Source organism: Lelliottia nimipressuralis (genome assembly GCF_004115925.1).
Classification (GTDB): domain Bacteria; phylum Pseudomonadota; class Gammaproteobacteria; order Enterobacterales; family Enterobacteriaceae; genus Enterobacter; species Enterobacter nimipressuralis.
In genome coordinates this window covers 220,910-236,780 of sequence record NZ_SDDX01000013.1, presented here as the reverse complement: position 1 = coordinate 236,780, position 15,871 = coordinate 220,910, and the positions used below count along the sequence as shown (strand labels likewise).

Below are 15,871 nucleotides of genomic sequence, written 5' to 3'. Positions count from 1 at the left end.
CCAATTCCGCCACCGTCGCCCGGTGAGAACAATATCAAACATGGTTTGTGGTGCGAGGGGAGGGACTTGAACCCTCACGTCCGTAAAGACACTAACACCTGAAGCTAGCGCGTCTACCAATTCCGCCACCGTCGCATACCATCAATACTTAAAAAGTATCGCAACCACGGAGGCGCATTCTAGATGTTTTCAGCTTTCCGTCAACAGATAATTGCCCAGGATGTTTTGATTGCTGCAAAAATCGGCATTTGTATAGCCCGGAGCGCGATGCGCAGCCGGGCTGGCGGCAAATTACTTCTTCGCCTGACGTGTCATAACCGTGCGGTAAACTTTAAAGCGACCGGTCTGCGCCAGCACTTCATGGAAGCCGAAAATTTCATCCAGAAGGTTAGGATAAGGCAGGAAGGCGTTGGCCACGATGCGCAACTCACCGCCGCTGTTGAGATGACGTACCGCACCGCGAATCAGCGTTTGTGCCGCTTCAAGGCTGGTTTCCATGCCGTCGTGGAATGGCGGGTTGGAGATAATCATATCGAAACGCCCTGTCACCTCTGAGAACACGTTGCTGGCGAAAACGTCGCCTTCGAGCTCATTGGCGGCAAGGGTGGCACGGCTAGCTTCAACGGCCGGCGCGCTCACGTCACACAGGGTAAGACGCACTTTCGGGGAGTGGGTGGCGAGCACGGCAGACAACACGCCTGCGCCGCAGCCGACATCCAGCACTTTGCCTTTGGTGTGCGGCGTAAAGGTGGAGAGCAGCAGTTGGCTGCCCACATCCAGACCGTCGCGGCTAAAGACGCCCGGCAGCGTTTTGATTGTCAGCCCTTCGAGCTGATACTCGCCCCAGGCTTTTTCGGCATCAAACTCAGGCTGTTTTTCCAGACGACCGTGGTACAAACCGCAGCGACGCGCGCTGTCGATTTTGTTCAGCGTCGCGTATTCCGCCAGCATCTGCTCGGCGCTACGCACGCCGCTGCGGTTCTCGCCAACGACGAAAATGTCGCAGCCAACCGGCAGCATGGAGAGCAGGTTCATCAGCTGGAACTGCGCTTCAGGTTTGTTCTTTGGCCAGTAGTAGATCAGCGTATCGCAGTCGGCGATATCACTTTGCTCCGCCACCAGGCTGAAGCGCACGCGATCTTCCATCTGACGGCTTAACACCTGCCAGTGATGGAATTGCTGGGTATGGGCGCGGCTTTCGGCGCATTCGAAACGGGCAGGCAGATCGTCCTGCATATCTCCGGCAAACAGAATACGGCTTTCTTCGAAATCATCACTGTGACGCAGCAAGACTTCACTTGCCGGGGTAAATGCAGACATGAATTGTTCCTCAATAAACTCAGCCGGGGATTATAGTAGTTTGTTGGCGGATATACGACGAATTTGCTATATTTGCGCGCCTGACAGACAGGAGTTTTCCCTATGACATCCCGACGTGACTGGCAGTTACAGCAACTGGGCATCACCCAGTGGTCTCTGCGTCGCCCGACGGCGTTGCAGGGTGAAATCGCTATCTCCATTCCGGCACACGTTCGTCTGGTCATGGTGGCTGAAGAGCTGCCCTCGCTCACTGAGACGCTGGTCAGCGACGTTCTGCGTACGCTGAAAGTGAGCGCCGATCAGGTGTTACAGCTGACGCCCGAGCGCGTGGCGATGCTGCCGCCGGAGAGCCGCTGCAACAGCTGGCGGCTTGGCGTTGCGGATGAGACTCCCCTTGAGGGCGGTCAGCTGCTTACGCCGCCACTGGAAGAATTGAAAGCAAACCCAAAGGCGCGAAGCGCGCTATGGCAACAAATCTGTGAATATGAACACGATTTCTTCCCTCACGACGTCTGATCTGGCATCAGCGTTCGCGATCGAGACGCGCGCCCATGCCTTTCCGTGGAGCGAAAAAACATTCGCCAGCAATCAGGGCGAGCGCTATCTGAATTTCCATCTGGATGTCGATGGCGAAATGGCGGCATTTGCCATTACGCAGGTCGTGCTGGATGAAGCGACGCTGTTTAACATTGCCGTCGATCCTGCATACCAGCGCCGTGGCCTGGCCCGGGAACTGCTGGAACATGTAATACGCGAGCTGGAGACACGTGATGTCTTCACGCTGTGGCTGGAGGTTCGCGCCTCCAATGCGGCCGCCATCGCACTCTACGAAAGCTTAGGCTTTAACGAGGCGACGATTCGCCGTAATTATTACCCGACTGCCGAGGGACGCGAAGACGCCATCATCATGGCGCTGCCGCTTGGATAACAAATAAGGTTGTAACGATGAAATGGGACTGGATTTTCTTTGACGCCGACGAAACGCTGTTTACGTTTGATTCGTTTGGCGGCCTACAGCGGATGTTTTTAGACTATAGCGTCACCTTTACCGCAGAAGATTTTCAGGACTATCAAGCGGTGAACAAACCGCTTTGGGTGGATTACCAGAACGGTGCCATCTCGGCGTTACAGCTCCAGCATCAGCGTTTTCAGGGCTGGTCCGAGCGTCTGAATGTCTCTCCCGGCGCGCTAAACGAGGCTTTTCTCAACGCGATGGCGGAGATTTGCGCACCGCTGCCAGGGGCGATTTCCCTGCTTAATGCCCTTAAAGGCAAAGTGAAGCTCGGAATCATCACCAACGGCTTTACCGCCCTGCAGCAGATCCGCCTTGAACGCACAGGCCTGCGCGATCATTTCGACGCGCTGGTGATCTCTGAACAGGTAGGCGTGCCAAAACCCGATCCGCGTATTTTTGACTATGCGCTGGAAAAAGCCGGCCATCCTGCACGTGAGCGCGTGCTGATGGTCGGAGACACCGCCGAGTCGGATATTCTGGGCGGGATGAAGTCCGGGCTGGCAACCTGCTGGCTGAACGCACACGGTCGCGCGCTGCCTGAAGGCATCGAACCGACCTGGACCGTATCGTCATTGAACGAACTGGAGCAACTCCTGTGTAAACAATGATTGCCTGCCCCCCATTGATGGGTAAAATAGCCGCAATTTCGTATTCCATGATGCGTGGCCTGCTGCCGCGCTTATATAAGAAGATTTGATTATGACGTTGTCTCCTTATCTGCAAGAGGTGGCGAAGCGCCGTACTTTTGCCATTATTTCTCACCCGGATGCCGGTAAAACGACCATCACCGAAAAGGTACTGCTGTTCGGACAGGCGATTCAGACCGCCGGTACGGTAAAAGGCCGTGGCTCCAGCCAGCACGCCAAATCGGACTGGATGGAGATGGAAAAGCAGCGTGGTATTTCCATTACCACCTCCGTGATGCAGTTCCCGTATCACGACTGCCTGGTGAACCTCCTCGACACCCCAGGCCACGAAGACTTCTCCGAAGATACCTACCGTACGCTGACGGCGGTTGACTGCTGTCTGATGGTCATCGACGCCGCGAAAGGGGTAGAAGATCGTACCCGTAAGCTGATGGAAGTCACCCGTCTGCGCGATACGCCGATCCTGACCTTCATGAACAAACTCGACCGTGACATCCGCGATCCGATGGAAGTGATGGACGAAGTGGAGCGCGAGCTGAAAATCGCCTGCGCGCCAATTACCTGGCCGATCGGCTGCGGTAAGCTGTTCAAGGGCGTTTACCACCTCTATAAAGATGAAGTGTATCTGTACCAGACCGGTAAAGGTCATACCATCCAGGACGTGCGTATCGTAAAAGGTCTGGATAACCCGGATCTGGACGTGGCGGTGGGCGAAGAGCTGGCCTCTCAGCTGCGCGATGAGCTGGAGCTGGTTAAAGGCGCTTCTCACGAGTTTGACAAAGAGCTGTTCCTGGCCGGGGAAATCACGCCGGTATTCTTCGGTACCGCACTGGGTAACTTTGGTGTGGATCATATGCTCGACGGTCTGGTGGAGTGGGCACCGCAGCCGATGCCGCGCAAAACTGACTCCCGTCTTGTCGAAGCCGCAGAAGAGAAATTCACCGGCTTCGTCTTTAAGATTCAGGCCAACATGGACCCGAAACACCGCGACCGCGTGGCCTTCCTGCGTGTGGTTTCCGGTAAGTATGAAAAGGGCATGAAGTTGCGCCAGGTACGTATCGGGAAAGACGTTGTCATTTCCGACGCGCTGACCTTTATGGCGGGCGACCGTTCACACGTTGAAGAAGCCTATCCGGGCGACATCATCGGCCTGCATAACCACGGCACCATTCAGATCGGCGACACCTTCACCCAGGGTGAAATGATGAAGTTCACCGGTATCCCGAACTTCGCGCCGGAACTGTTCCGTCGTATCCGTCTGAAAGATCCGCTGAAGCAAAAGCAGCTGCTCAAAGGTCTGGTCCAGCTCTCCGAAGAGGGCGCGGTGCAGGTCTTCCGTCCAATTGCCAACAACGATCTGATCGTGGGCGCGGTCGGTGTGCTGCAGTTCGACGTGGTCGTTGCACGTCTGAAGAGCGAGTACAATGTGGAAGCGATCTACGAATCGGTGAACGTGGCGACGGCGCGCTGGGTTGAATGTGCTGACGTGAAGAAATTCGAAGAGTTCAAACGTAAGAACGAAATCCAGCTGGCACTGGATGGCGGCGATAACCTGACGTACATCGCCCCAACCATGGTTAACCTGAATCTGACCCAGGAACGCTATCCTGACGTTCAGTTCCGCAAAACCCGCGAGCACTAATCCTTTCTCAGAGCACGGCGCCCGCCGTGCTCTTCTTAAACTCCAGCCTTATTAATCCCTTGCGGAATGTTCTTAATTCAACGCGATTTTAGCGTTATTGCTCGTTTTTTGCCCGATTCTGAAAGCGGCTTTGTCAATGTGATCTATATTTAACTCAGTGTTTAACACCGGGCGCGGATGATAGTCCTGTTCAATGCGTGTTCATGAGTCTCTCATCCCGGCCGTGTGTTTATTCGCAAGATTAAAAACTAGTATGAAGGGATGTTTTGACGCTCAACTTCCGAGCAAACTACAGGAATACATCGATGAATATGACAAGACTTAAGATTTCTAAAACTCTGCTGGCAGTCACTCTGGGTGGCCTCCTGGTAAGTGGTTCTGCCCTGGCAGAAAGCACTACTACGGATAAGGCGCAATCCACCGCGGACAGCGCAGGGCAAAAAATCGATAGCTCTATGAATAAAGTCGGTAATTTCATGGATGACAGCTCTATCACAGCAAAAGTGAAAGCGGCTCTGGTGGATGATGAAAACATCAAGAGCACCGACATTTCCGTAAAAACTGACAAAAAAGTGGTCACCTTGAGTGGCTTCGTGGAAAGCCAGGCGCAGGCTGAACAAGCCGTCACCGTGGCGAAAGGCGTTGAAGGCGTCACCTCAGTCAGCGACAAACTGCACGTGCGTGATGCTAAAGACGCGTCTGTGAAAGGCTATGCAGGCGACACCGCAACCACCAGCGAAATCAAAGCTAAACTATTAGCAGATGACATCGTACCGTCTCGTAAAGTGAAAGTTGAAACCACCGACGGTGTGGTCCAGCTCTCCGGTACGGTTGATTCCCAGGCGCAGGTGGAACGCGCCGAAACTATCGCTAAAGCCGTCGATGGCGTTAAAAGCGTCAAAAACGATCTGAAAGCGAAATAAGAACGACTTTTGGACACAACGCTTGTGAGCACCTGAGCGCTCACATATAGCGGCTGATATTAACTATGGTAAAGGAGAGTTTTATGTTTCGTTGGGGCATTATATTTCTGGTTATCGCGTTAATTGCCGCCGCTCTGGGCTTTGGTGGTCTGGCGGGTACAGCGGCCGGCGCGGCGAAAATTGTTTTCGTTGTCGGTATTATCCTGTTCCTGGTCAGCCTGTTTACCGGACGCCGTCGTCCCTAGATAAGCGTAATCAGCCCGTCGGAAAACACAGCCGACAACACCACACTAAAAGCCAGTCCTTGCGACTGGCTTTTTCTGGTTTGAGTCATAGGGCCAGTTTGCGCTACTGTGTAATAACAGAAGAATCAAAAACAGGTGTAGCAGTGGGGCAGAGAATTCCGGTTACGCTCGGCAATATCGCGCCGTTGGCGTTAAAACCCTTTCGCGTCGGCCGGCTGGCGCTGGTATGCGAAGGCGGTGGGCAGCGAGGCATCTTTACGGCCGGGGTGCTGGATGAATTCATGCGCGCGCAATTTAACCCTTTCGATCTCTTCTTTGGCACGTCCGCCGGGGCGCAAAATCTCTCTGCCTACGTCTGTAACCAGCCCGGTTACGCCCGCAAAGTGATCATGCGCTACACCACTTCTCGCGATTTCTTCAATCCGCTGCGATTTGTACGCGGCGGAAATCTCATCGATCTGGACTGGCTCTTAGACTCCACCTCCAGCCAGATGCCGCTGGCGATGGACACCGCTTCTCGCCTTTTTGATACGGGAAAAGAGTTCTGGATGTGCGCCAGCCGGGGCGATGACTACACGCCGGGCTACTTCTCACCGCAAAAAGAGAACTGGCTGGATATTCTGCGTGCATCCAGCGCGATTCCTGGCTTCTACCGGACCGCAGCGGCCCTCGACGGCATCAACTATCTGGACGGTGGGATCAGCGACGCCGTCCCCGTTCAGGAAGCCGCCCGCCGTGGTGCGCAAACTATCGTGGTGATCCGCACCGTGCCGTCGCAGATGTACTACACCCCGCAGTGGTTTAAGCGCATGGAAAAATGGCTTGGGGACAGTAGCCTGCAGCCGCTGGTGAACATCGCTCATCAGCATGAAACCAGCTACAGCGCAATGCAGCGGTTTATCGAAAAGCCGCCGGGCAAGCTGAAAATCTTTGAAATCTACCCGCCGAAACCCCTTAACAGCATGGCGCTGGGCAGTCGCATACCTGCGCTGCGCGATGACTATAAAACCGGGCGTCTGTGCGCTCGCTATTTCCTGGCAACGGTGGGGAAACTGCTGGCCGAAAGTCCGCCTATTTATCGACATAAGCGTATCATCACGCCACCGGCGATTGTGGCAAACGACGCCCTGACGATGCCGCTGGTGGATGCCCCGCAGGCGAACGATACGACCTTTGATAACGAGGATCTGGCGTGACTTTTCGCTTTGTCGACACCCATTGCCACTTTGATTTTCCGCCGTTTACCGGCAACGAGACGCAAAGTATCGCGCAGGCCGCGAAGGCGGGTGTGCAGGCGATTATCGTGCCTGCCATTGAAGCGGCAAATTTTGAGCGGGTGCTCGATTTGGCTCGCAGCCACACGGCACTCTACGCCGCGCTGGGCCTGCATCCCATTGTGGTGGAAACGCATCAGGATGCGCATCTGGACCAGCTGGAAGCCTCTATTCTCACCGCCGGGAAAAAACTGGTGGCGATCGGTGAGATCGGTCTCGATCTCTATCGCGACGATCCGCAATTCGATCGCCAGCAGGCGCTTTTGGATGCGCAGCTAAAACTGGCTAAACGCCACGATCTGCCGGTGATCCTCCACTCAAGACGCACTCACGACAAACTGACGATGCACCTCAAACGTGCCGATCTGCCGCGAACCGGCGTAGTGCACGGTTTTTCCGGAAGCCTGCAACAGGCGCAACGTTTTATCGAGCTGGGCTACAAAATTGGCGTCGGCGGCACAATCACCTATCCGCGCGCCAGTAAAACCCGCGACGTGATGGCGCAGTTGCCCCTGTCATCCCTGCTGCTGGAAACTGACGCGCCGGACATGCCACTGAACGGTTTTCAGGGCCAGCCGAATCGCCCGGAGCAGGCGGCGCGCGTCTTTACGACACTGTGTGAATTACGTGCTGAGCCGGCAGAAACCCTCGCAGATGCGCTGCTGCAAAACACGGAAGATCTGTTTGGCATCACCCTATAAATAGAGCGCCGGGCGGATCACCGTTATCCTCTGTTTCTCCAGCGCGCAGGCCAGGGGTTCTACATCCTCTGCCGTGGCGCTGCGCCAGCTGGCCGCCTCGCCGTACACCCCGTGGGCGTGAAAAGCGTTGATCCTGACAGGCACATCGCCGAGAGCGTGAATAAAGGCGATCAGCGACTCCAGATGTTTCAGATAATCACAATGATCCGGGATCACCAGCAGCCGCAGTTCCGTTAAACGCTGATGGTGTGCCAGCCAGCGAATGCTGTGTTTGATCTGCGGATTTTCGCGTCCGGTCAGGAAACGGTGGTGCTCGTTGTTCCAGGCTTTCAGATCCAGCATGGCACCATCAAAAAACGGCAGCAGTTTTTGCCAGCCGGTTTCACTCAGCAGCCCGTTGCTGTCTACCAGACAGGTTAAATGCTTCAGTGACGCGTCCGCTTTGATGGCGCGAAACAGCGCCACCAAAAACGGCAGCTGGGTAGTGGCTTCGCCGCCGCTGACGGTTATCCCTTCAATAAAGGGCGCGACGGTGCGAATCTGCCCGAGGATTTCCTCTACGCTGAAACGCTGCGCCATCGGGGTGGCCTGTTGCGGGCAGACGTGCAAACAGGTGTCGCATTTTTGACAGATACTCTCCTGCCACCAGACGCGCCCGGCCTGAATGTTCAGGGCATCGTGCGGACAGTGAAGCACGCAGTCGCCGCAATCGTTGCAGCGTCCGATGGTCCACGGGTTGTGGCAGGTTTTGCAGCGCAGGTTACAGCCCTGCAGGAACAGTGCCAGGCGGCTGCCCGGCCCGTCCACGCAGGAGAAAGGGATAACCTGACTAACTAAAGCGCATCTGCTGTTCATGGCTTATCACACGCGGCTGACGTTCAAGGATACGTGTATTGCGTGCGGCCTCTTCGCCAAGCCAGGTGGTGTTGGTACGAGAGCCTTCCGCGCGGTATTTCTCCAGATCCGACAGGCGCACCATATACCCGGTCACACGCACCAGATCGTTCCCGGCCACGTTGGCCGTAAATTCGCGCATCCCGGCGTTAAACGCCCCAAGACAAAGCTGAACCACGGCTTGCGGGTTACGCTTGATGGTTTCGTCCAGCGTCAAAATATCACTGATGCCCGAATGATAATGTTTGTGATGCGGCGCGACGGCCAGCAGGTGGCTAATCGGATCCGGCTCATCGCCATACGGCAGACGCGCACCCGGCGTAGTACCCGCGTCAGAGCTGATTCCGGACTGGGCATGCAGCATGGCGCGCTGCTTCCAGCCGTGTTTCACCGGCGTATTTTCGACAAATTCCGCAAGTTGTTCGCTCATGCGGTAGCCCAGCGCATTGGCCTGCTCATCCTTGCCGTAACGCGCGTTCAGTCCGGCTTTCTCGCACAGGGTATTCACCGCTTCGGCCAGACCGTACATGCCAAACATCGGCACAAAACGATCCGCATCAATCAGCCCCTCTTTTACCAGGAAGCTATTCTCAAAGAAGCCGGATTGCTCATACAGAAAATCACAGCGTGCATCGATAATCGCGATCTGCTGCTGGCAGTAGTGCGGTAGCGTGCGGGTAAAGAAATCGTCCATTGATTCACTGCTCTCGGCAATAGCCTTGAGGTTGAGGCGAACCAGGGTACTGCCACCGCCCGCCAGCGGCAGGGAGTTGTAACAACTCACTACGCCATAACGGCCTTTTGTGAAAATTTTATCATTCACCGGACCGTTGGAAATATGCGGTTTACTGCATTCGCAAATATTTTTTGCCACGCTCAGCAGCAAATCGTCAGGGGTGATTTCCGGGTCGTAAATAAAGGTGAGATTCGGTGCGACCTGCTTCAGCTCTGCATCGGCGCGTAGAATAGCGCGGGTGATTGGGGTATCCGCAGGGCCGATGTTGGCGTGCATAAACGCGTCTGGCAGGGTTCTGTCGAGATAACGCCAGAAACGTTTTATTCGGCTATCAATTTCTTCTTGTGTTAGAATTCTAACATAGGGTTGCAGCAACGCGTCGAGATGGCCGAGAAACACCGGCATCGATGTGACGGATGGAACATGGTGGTAGAGGATAGTGAGTAACGACAGGGCGTCATCGAGATCTTTCGCCCCTTCCAGCTCTAACCACTCTGAGCCGTTTGCCAGGAATTTAGCGTAGTCCGGCAGAACGTAGCGCGGTTTGAAGGGCGCATGGCCTTCAAACATATCGCAGATGAAACCCTCGTCCAGTGCCGCACGCGCGGCCTGTGACAGCGCGGGGTAGGGTAGATTGTTTTCCGCTTCCAGCGCCAGGAAATGACGTTTTTGCTCGGCTGTCAGTACCGGGCTTGTCACAATTTGCTGGCAACGTTGTTGCAAAGCATCGAGACCGGAGGTGGACATGTTCGCTTCCTTTTATTCTGCGGTTGATGGGCAGATTGTAGGAACTCATCATGCGAAGCCATTTGATCCGACGCGGGTGATTGCTGTTTTAGCCAGCAGCCTGAGGACTAAAGTTTGAAGTTGATCTCATTACAGTAATGCAAATTTGTACGCAGTTTTCATTAACTGTGATGAATGTCGAAGTGTGAATGCGGGTGAATGTTAGAATACTCACAGACCCGCACGGTGAAAATTTATACGGCGAAGCCGTTGGAGAATGTTATGACCGATTTAACCGCAAGCAGCCTGCGCGCGTTGAAACTGATGGACCTGACCACCCTGAACGATGACGACACCAATGAAAAAGTGATCGCATTGTGCCATCAGGCGAAAACGCCAGTGGGCAATACCGCTGCCATCTGCATCTATCCGCGTTTTATCCCGATTGCACGTAAGACGCTGAACGCGCAGGGCACGCCTGACGTGCGTATCGCAACCGTCACCAACTTCCCGCACGGCAATGACGACATCGACATTGCGCTGGCTGAAACCCGCGCGGCGATTGCCTACGGTGCTGATGAAGTTGACGTGGTGTTCCCGTACCGTGCGCTGATCGCCGGCAACGAGCAGGTCGGTTTTGACCTGGTGAAAGCCTGTAAAGACGCTTGTGCGGCGGCTAACGTGCTGCTGAAAGTGATTATCGAAACGGGCGAGCTGAAAGAAGAAGCGCTGATTCGTAAAGCATCTGAAATCTCCATCAAAGCGGGTGCGGATTTCATTAAAACCTCTACCGGTAAAGTGCCGGTCAACGCAACGCCAGAAAGCGCTCGCATCATGATGGAAGTGATTCGCGACATGGGCGTGTCTAAAACCGTTGGTTTCAAACCTGCGGGCGGCGTGCGTACTGCAGAGGACGCGCAGCAGTTCCTGGCCATCGCTGACGACCTGTTTGGCGCCGACTGGGCGGATTCCCGTCACTACCGCTTCGGCGCATCCAGCCTGCTGGCAAGCCTGCTGAAAGCGCTGGGTCACGGTGACGGTAAGAGTGCCAGCAGCTACTAATTACTCGTCATAGTCAGGCTGCACTTTCACCCCAGTCTCTTACTTGTGTAGGCGCCTGGGGGGCACTTTCTTGCCGCCCTCCGACAGCTCGAATTATGAAGAGTAATATTTTATCGCGGCGGGTTTACCGCCGCATTTAACCTGATTCCCCGGGGGTTACCGTGTTTCTCGCACAAGAAATTATTCGTAAAAAACGTGATGGTCATGCATTAAGCGACGAAGAGATCCGCTTCTTTATCAACGGTATTCGTGACAACACCATCTCTGAAGGGCAGATTGCCGCCCTGGCGATGACCATTTTCTTCCACGATATGGCGATGCCGGAACGTGTCTCGCTGACCATGGCGATGCGGGATTCAGGAACCGTTCTGGACTGGAAAAGCCTTAACCTCAACGGCCCGATTGTGGATAAACACTCCACGGGCGGCGTGGGCGATGTCACTTCCCTGATGCTCGGCCCAATGGTCGCCGCATGTGGGGGCTATATCCCGATGATCTCCGGGCGCGGCCTGGGGCATACGGGCGGTACGCTCGACAAACTGGAAGCCATTCCGGGCTTCGATATCTTCCCGGATGACCAGCGCTTCCGCGAAATTATTAAAGACGTTGGTGTGGCGATTATTGGCCAGACCAGCTCTCTCGCGCCGGCGGATAAACGTTTTTACGCCACCCGCGATATCACCGCGACAGTGGATTCCATTCCGCTGATCACCGCCTCGATCCTCGCCAAAAAGCTGGCGGAAGGTCTGGATGCCCTGGTGATGGATGTGAAAGTGGGAAGCGGCGCGTTTATGCCTACCTATGAACTCTCTGCGGCACTGGCCGAAGCGATCGTGGGCGTCTCCAACGGTGCAGGCGTGCGCACGACGGCGCTGCTCACCGACATGAACCAGGTGCTGGCCTCCAGCGCGGGTAACGCCGTCGAAGTGCGCGAAGCCGTGCAGTTCCTGACCGGCGAATACCGCAATCCGCGTCTGTTCGACGTCACTATGGCGCTGTGCGTTGAGATGCTGATCTCCGGTAAGCTCGCCAAAGACGACGCCGACGCGCGCGCGAAACTGCAGGCAGTGCTGGATAACGGCAAAGCGGCAGAGATCTTCGGTCGCATGGTGGCTGCGCAAAAAGGCCCAACCGATTTCGTCGAAAACTACGCGAAATACCTGCCGACCGCGACGCTCAGCAAGGCGGTTTACGCCGATGCGGAAGGTTTTGTCTCCGCCATGGACACCCGTGCGCTGGGCATGGCCGTGGTATCGATGGGCGGCGGGCGCCGTCAGGCATCGGACACGATTGATTACAGCGTCGGCTTTACCGATATGACCCGTCTGGGTGACAGCGTTGACGGGCAGCGTCCGCTGGCGGTCATCCATGCCAAAGACGAAGCCAGCTGGCAGGAAGCGGCGAAAGCGGTAAAAGCGGCCATTAAACTTGACGACACAGCTCCCGAAACCACACCAACCGTCTATCGTCGTATCACCGAATAGCGGTATACTGATCTGATCGGTTTTTTATGAATTTTTGAAGCACATAAGTACGGAGAACATATGAAACGTGCATTTATTATGGTGCTGGACTCATTCGGCATCGGCGCTACAGAAGATGCAGACCGCTTTGGTGATGTCGGTTCCGACACCATGGGCCATATCGCAGAAGCGTGTGCGAAAGGCGAAGCGAACAATGGCCGTCAGGGCCCACTGACTCTGCCAAACCTGACCCGCCTGGGTCTGGTGAAGGCGCATGAAGGTTCGACTGGTAAAGTGGCGGCCGGTATGGACGCTAACGCAGAAGTGATCGGCGCATACGCCTGGGCGCACGAGCTTTCCTCAGGTAAAGACACCCCGTCTGGTCACTGGGAAATTGCCGGTGTACCGGTTCTGTTCGACTGGGGCTATTTCTCCGATCACGAAAACAGCTTCCCGCAGAAGCTGCTGGACAAGCTGGTTGAGCGCGGCAATCTGCCGGGTTACCTCGGTAACTGCCACTCCTCCGGTACGGTGATTCTGGATCAGCTCGGCGAAGAGCACATGAAAACCGGTAAGCCGATTTTCTACACCTCCGCTGACTCCGTGTTCCAGATTGCCTGTCACGAAGAGACCTTCGGCCTGGATCGTCTGTACGAGCTGTGCGAAATCGCGCGTGAAGAGCTGACCGAAGGCGGCTACAACATTGGCCGCGTAATTGCTCGTCCGTTTATCGGCGACAAACCGGGCAACTTCCAGCGTACCGGCAACCGTCACGATCTGGCCGTAGAACCGCCAGCACCGACCGTGTTGCAGAAACTGGTTGATGAGAAAGCGGGCGAAGTGGTTTCTGTCGGTAAAATCGCAGACATCTACGCCAACTGCGGCATCACCAAAAAAGTGAAAGCCACCGGTCTGGACGCGCTGTTCGACGCCACCATCAAAGAGATGAAAGAAGCGGGCGACAAGACTATCGTCTTCACCAACTTCGTAGACTTCGACTCCTCCTGGGGCCACCGTCGCGACGTCGCTGGTTATGCCGCCGGTCTGGAACTGTTCGACCGCCGTCTGCCGGAGCTGCTGGAGCTGGTGGGGGAAGATGACATCATCATCCTCACCGCTGACCACGGCTGCGACCCAACCTGGACCGGTACCGACCACACCCGCGAGCACATTCCTGTGCTGGTGTACGGACCGAAAGTGAAACCAGGATCGCTGGGCCACCGCGAAACCTTCGCGGATATCGGCCAGACCATTGCGAGCTACTTCGGTACTTCGCCAATGGACTACGGCAAAAACATGCTGTGATGCGCATGCCCGGCAGCGCTGCGCTTGCCGGGCCTACGATTTAGTAGGTCGGGTCAGGCGCAGCCGCCACCCGACAAAACGACAATTTTAAAAGGATCTGAAGATGGCTACCCCACACATTAATGCAGAAATGGGCGATTTCGCGGACGTAGTGTTGATGCCGGGTGACCCGCTGCGCGCGAAGCACATTGCGGAAACCTTCCTCGAAGACGTACGTGAAGTGAACAACGTGCGCGGCATGCTGGGCTTCACAGGTACTTACAAAGGCCGCAAAATCTCTGTGATGGGTCACGGTATGGGTATCCCGTCCTGCTCCATTTACACCAAAGAGCTGATCACCGATTTCGGCGTGAAGAAAATCATCCGCGTGGGCTCTTGCGGTGCAGTGCGTATGGACGTGAAACTGCGTGACGTCGTCATCGGTATGGGTGCTTGCACCGATTCCAAAGTCAACCGTATGCGTTTCAAAGACCACGACTTTGCAGCCATCGCTGACTTCGGCATGGTGCGTAACGCGGTTGACGCGGCGAAAGCGCTGGGCGTTGATGCGCGCGTCGGTAACATCTTCTCTGCTGATCTGTTCTATGCACCGGACGGCGGCGAAATGTTCGACGTGATGGAAAAATACGGCATCCTGGGCGTGGAAATGGAAGCGGCGGGCATCTACGGCGTAGCGGCTGAGTTTGGTGCGAAAGCGCTGACCATCTGCACCGTGTCTGACCACATCCGTACTCACGAGCAGACCACTGCCGCTGAGCGTCAGACCACCTTCAACGACATGATCAAAATCGCGCTGGAATCCGTTCTGCTGGGCGATAAAGAGTAAGTCTGTTTGCCGGGTGGCTTCTCCGCCTTACCCGGCCTGCAATGTTAAAGCCCGCTTGCGGGCTTTTCTGTCACCGCACCGCTTTCGCTATCCACGCCGACAGCTCCCGCAACTCTTTTTCCTGCTCCGGGAACTCGCCTAACAGCGCGTCACACGCTTGCTGCAGACTCTCCGCGCGATACAAACATCCCTGCAAACGGGCCGCCAGCGCTTCCAGCGGGGCCGGATTGAGGCTATCGGTAAACACCTGCGTGCGCGTGATAATGCCCCGTTCAACGTCGAAATGCAGCTCTACGCCGCCCCAGGTGAAACGCTCATCCAGCAGATGCGAGAACGCCGGTGCCTGGCCGAAGTTCCACTCCCAGCTACTTTGTCGGGCAAAGGTTTCGGCGAAGTTGGGCAAATCCGGCGCTTTGTCCGGGGAGATCACTTCCGCCTCGACGCGCTCGCCATAATGTTCGAAAAACGCCTCACGAATTGCCGCGCAAACCTGCTCATGGGTAATGCCTGGCAGCAGCTCCACCAGATTCGCCACGCGACCGCGCACCGAGGTAATCCCCTTGGCCTGCAGCTTTTTCTTGTCGGGATTGAGATAGTTCGCCAGACGGCTCAAGTCAGCGTTAAGCAGTAGAGTGCCGTGGTGAAAACCGCGATCTTTGGTTTCGCGATAGGCCGAGCCGGAAACTTTACGGTCGCCTTCTGGGGTTTTGACCACCAGATCGTTTCGTCCGGAGGCTTCTGCCGTCACGCCGAGGGCGTTCAGGGCATTGAGCACAATCGCGGTGGAGATGGTTTTATCGTATTCCGGTTTCCCGGCCATAAAGGTAAAGCAGGTATTGCCGAGGTCATGGAATACCGCGCCGCCGCCGCTGCTGCGACGGGCCAGACGCACGTTGTCCTCTTCCATGCGCCGGGTGTTGCACTCTTTCCACGGGTTCTGCGCGCGGCCAATGACCACCGTATCGGCGTTGCGCCACAGGAACAGGACGCGCTGTGTGGCAGGCATCTGGCGGAAGATGCACTCTTCCACCGCGAGGTTGAACCAGGGATCGTAAGAGTCAGAGATAAGCAGGCGTAGTGTCGTCATGGCAG

General features: G+C 55.9%; 16 protein-coding genes and 1 tRNA gene. 12 read left to right on the top strand and 5 right to left on the bottom strand.

Translation table 11 applies throughout. The annotated features are described in order from the left end of the window. Window positions 1-48 precede the first annotated feature (48 nt). Together ETG88_RS11930 and rsmC are read right to left on the bottom strand one after the other, a co-directional pair. Window positions 49-135, bottom strand: a tRNA-Leu gene (locus ETG88_RS11930). A gap of 156 nt (window positions 136-291) precedes the next feature. Beyond that, the gene (rsmC, locus tag ETG88_RS11925) at window positions 292-1,320 is read right to left on the bottom strand and encodes a 16S rRNA (guanine(1207)-N(2))-methyltransferase RsmC (RefSeq protein ID WP_102104540.1); all 1,029 of its coding nucleotides are present in this window, start codon (window positions 1,318-1,320) and stop codon (window positions 292-294) included. A gap of 102 nt (window positions 1,321-1,422) precedes the next feature. On the opposite strand from rsmC, the gene ETG88_RS11920 reads away from it, so the two are divergent. The 8 genes from ETG88_RS11920 to ETG88_RS11885 all read left to right on the top strand — a co-directional run bounded on the left by ETG88_RS11920 (window position 1,423) and on the right by ETG88_RS11885 (window position 7,767). Further along, window positions 1,423-1,836: a DNA polymerase III subunit psi gene (locus ETG88_RS11920; RefSeq protein WP_100777743.1), complete on the top strand. Its 414-nt coding sequence runs from the start codon at window positions 1,423-1,425 to the stop codon at window positions 1,834-1,836. Continuing rightward, complete coding sequence (gene rimI / locus ETG88_RS11915) at window positions 1,805-2,248, top strand: ribosomal protein S18-alanine N-acetyltransferase (protein ID WP_102104541.1); 444 nt, start codon at window positions 1,805-1,807, stop codon at window positions 2,246-2,248. Before ETG88_RS11920 ends, rimI begins: the two co-directional genes overlap by 32 nt. A 17-nt stretch (window positions 2,249-2,265) precedes the next feature. Beyond that, window positions 2,266-2,943, top strand: a complete 678-nt coding sequence (gene yjjG / locus ETG88_RS11910; protein WP_100777741.1) for a pyrimidine 5'-nucleotidase — start codon at window positions 2,266-2,268, stop codon at window positions 2,941-2,943. A 91-nt stretch (window positions 2,944-3,034) separates the two neighbouring features. After that, window positions 3,035-4,624 (top strand): peptide chain release factor 3, encoded by a 1,590-nt coding sequence (prfC, locus tag ETG88_RS11905; protein ID WP_102104542.1) that lies wholly within the window; start codon window positions 3,035-3,037, stop codon window positions 4,622-4,624. 305 nt (window positions 4,625-4,929) lie between these two features. Next, window positions 4,930-5,547 carry a molecular chaperone OsmY gene (gene osmY, locus ETG88_RS11900; RefSeq protein ID WP_102104543.1) on the top strand — a complete coding sequence of 206 codons (618 nt, stop codon included), beginning with the start codon at window positions 4,930-4,932 and terminating at the stop codon, window positions 5,545-5,547. Between the two features lie 83 nt (window positions 5,548-5,630). After that, window positions 5,631-5,792 (top strand): DUF1328 domain-containing protein, encoded by a 162-nt coding sequence (locus ETG88_RS11895; RefSeq protein ID WP_002887716.1) that lies wholly within the window; start codon window positions 5,631-5,633, stop codon window positions 5,790-5,792. A 143-nt stretch (window positions 5,793-5,935) separates the two neighbouring features. Further along, on the top strand, window positions 5,936-6,988 hold the full coding sequence (locus tag ETG88_RS11890; RefSeq protein ID WP_107702304.1) for a patatin-like phospholipase family protein: 1,053 nt from the start codon (window positions 5,936-5,938) through the stop codon (window positions 6,986-6,988). Beyond that, window positions 6,985-7,767 carry a TatD family hydrolase gene (locus ETG88_RS11885; RefSeq protein WP_129035462.1) on the top strand — a complete coding sequence of 261 codons (783 nt, stop codon included), beginning with the start codon at window positions 6,985-6,987 and terminating at the stop codon, window positions 7,765-7,767. Before ETG88_RS11890 ends, ETG88_RS11885 begins: the two co-directional genes overlap by 4 nt. Here ETG88_RS11885 and ETG88_RS11880 read toward each other — a convergent pair. Continuing rightward, window positions 7,762-8,622: a YjjW family glycine radical enzyme activase gene (locus ETG88_RS11880; RefSeq protein WP_129035461.1), complete on the bottom strand. Its 861-nt coding sequence runs from the start codon at window positions 8,620-8,622 to the stop codon at window positions 7,762-7,764. The two genes, ETG88_RS11885 and ETG88_RS11880, sit on opposite strands and share 6 nt — an antisense overlap. Beyond that, on the bottom strand, window positions 8,597-10,144 hold the full coding sequence (locus ETG88_RS11875; RefSeq protein ID WP_123429525.1) for a YjjI family glycine radical enzyme: 1,548 nt from the start codon (window positions 10,142-10,144) through the stop codon (window positions 8,597-8,599). Before ETG88_RS11875 ends, ETG88_RS11880 begins: the two co-directional genes overlap by 26 nt. A gap of 261 nt (window positions 10,145-10,405) precedes the next feature. Between ETG88_RS11875 and deoC the strand changes: the two genes are divergently transcribed. From deoC to deoD, 4 genes are all read left to right on the top strand, one after another. Continuing rightward, a complete protein-coding gene (gene deoC / locus ETG88_RS11870; protein WP_103947176.1) occupies window positions 10,406-11,185 on the top strand; it encodes a deoxyribose-phosphate aldolase in 780 nt (259 codons plus the stop codon). A 161-nt stretch (window positions 11,186-11,346) separates the two neighbouring features. Then, entirely contained in the window at window positions 11,347-12,669 is a 1,323-nt protein-coding gene (gene deoA, locus ETG88_RS11865; protein WP_102104548.1) for a thymidine phosphorylase, read from the top strand. 60 nt (window positions 12,670-12,729) lie between these two features. After that, window positions 12,730-13,953, top strand: a complete 1,224-nt coding sequence (deoB, locus tag ETG88_RS11860) for a phosphopentomutase (protein ID WP_100777731.1) — start codon at window positions 12,730-12,732, stop codon at window positions 13,951-13,953. Window positions 13,954-14,056: 103 nt separating this feature from the next. Next, the gene (gene deoD, locus ETG88_RS11855; RefSeq protein WP_100777730.1) at window positions 14,057-14,779 is read left to right on the top strand and encodes a purine-nucleoside phosphorylase; all 723 of its coding nucleotides are present in this window, start codon (window positions 14,057-14,059) and stop codon (window positions 14,777-14,779) included. Window positions 14,780-14,849: 70 nt separating this feature from the next. Here deoD and lplA read toward each other — a convergent pair whose 3' ends face one another. After that, a complete protein-coding gene (lplA, locus tag ETG88_RS11850) occupies window positions 14,850-15,866 on the bottom strand; it encodes a lipoate--protein ligase (protein WP_123429523.1) in 1,017 nt (338 codons plus the stop codon). Window positions 15,867-15,871: the final 5 nt, after the last annotated feature.

Excerpts from the sequence above, each read along its gene's own strand:
- rsmC (WP_102104540.1), bottom strand. The coding sequence starts at position 1,320 with ATGTCTGCATTTACCCCGGCAAGTGAAGTCTTGCTGCGTCACAGTGAT.
- ETG88_RS11920 (WP_100777743.1), top strand. The coding sequence starts at position 1,423 with ATGACATCCCGACGTGACTGGCAGTTACAGCAACTGGGCATCACCCAG.
- rimI (WP_102104541.1), top strand. The coding sequence starts at position 1,805 with ATGAACACGATTTCTTCCCTCACGACGTCTGATCTGGCATCAGCGTTC.
- yjjG (WP_100777741.1), top strand. The coding sequence starts at position 2,266 with ATGAAATGGGACTGGATTTTCTTTGACGCCGACGAAACGCTGTTTACG.
- prfC (WP_102104542.1), top strand. The coding sequence starts at position 3,035 with ATGACGTTGTCTCCTTATCTGCAAGAGGTGGCGAAGCGCCGTACTTTT.
- osmY (WP_102104543.1), top strand. The coding sequence starts at position 4,930 with ATGAATATGACAAGACTTAAGATTTCTAAAACTCTGCTGGCAGTCACT.
- ETG88_RS11895 (WP_002887716.1), top strand. The coding sequence starts at position 5,631 with ATGTTTCGTTGGGGCATTATATTTCTGGTTATCGCGTTAATTGCCGCC.
- ETG88_RS11880 (WP_129035461.1), bottom strand. The coding sequence starts at position 8,622 with ATGAACAGCAGATGCGCTTTAGTTAGTCAGGTTATCCCTTTCTCCTGC.
- ETG88_RS11875 (WP_123429525.1), bottom strand. The coding sequence starts at position 10,144 with ATGTCCACCTCCGGTCTCGATGCTTTGCAACAACGTTGCCAGCAAATT.
- deoC (WP_103947176.1), top strand. The coding sequence starts at position 10,406 with ATGACCGATTTAACCGCAAGCAGCCTGCGCGCGTTGAAACTGATGGAC.
- deoB (WP_100777731.1), top strand. The coding sequence starts at position 12,730 with ATGAAACGTGCATTTATTATGGTGCTGGACTCATTCGGCATCGGCGCT.
- deoD (WP_100777730.1), top strand. The coding sequence starts at position 14,057 with ATGGCTACCCCACACATTAATGCAGAAATGGGCGATTTCGCGGACGTA.
- lplA (WP_123429523.1), bottom strand. The coding sequence starts at position 15,866 with ATGACGACACTACGCCTGCTTATCTCTGACTCTTACGATCCCTGGTTC.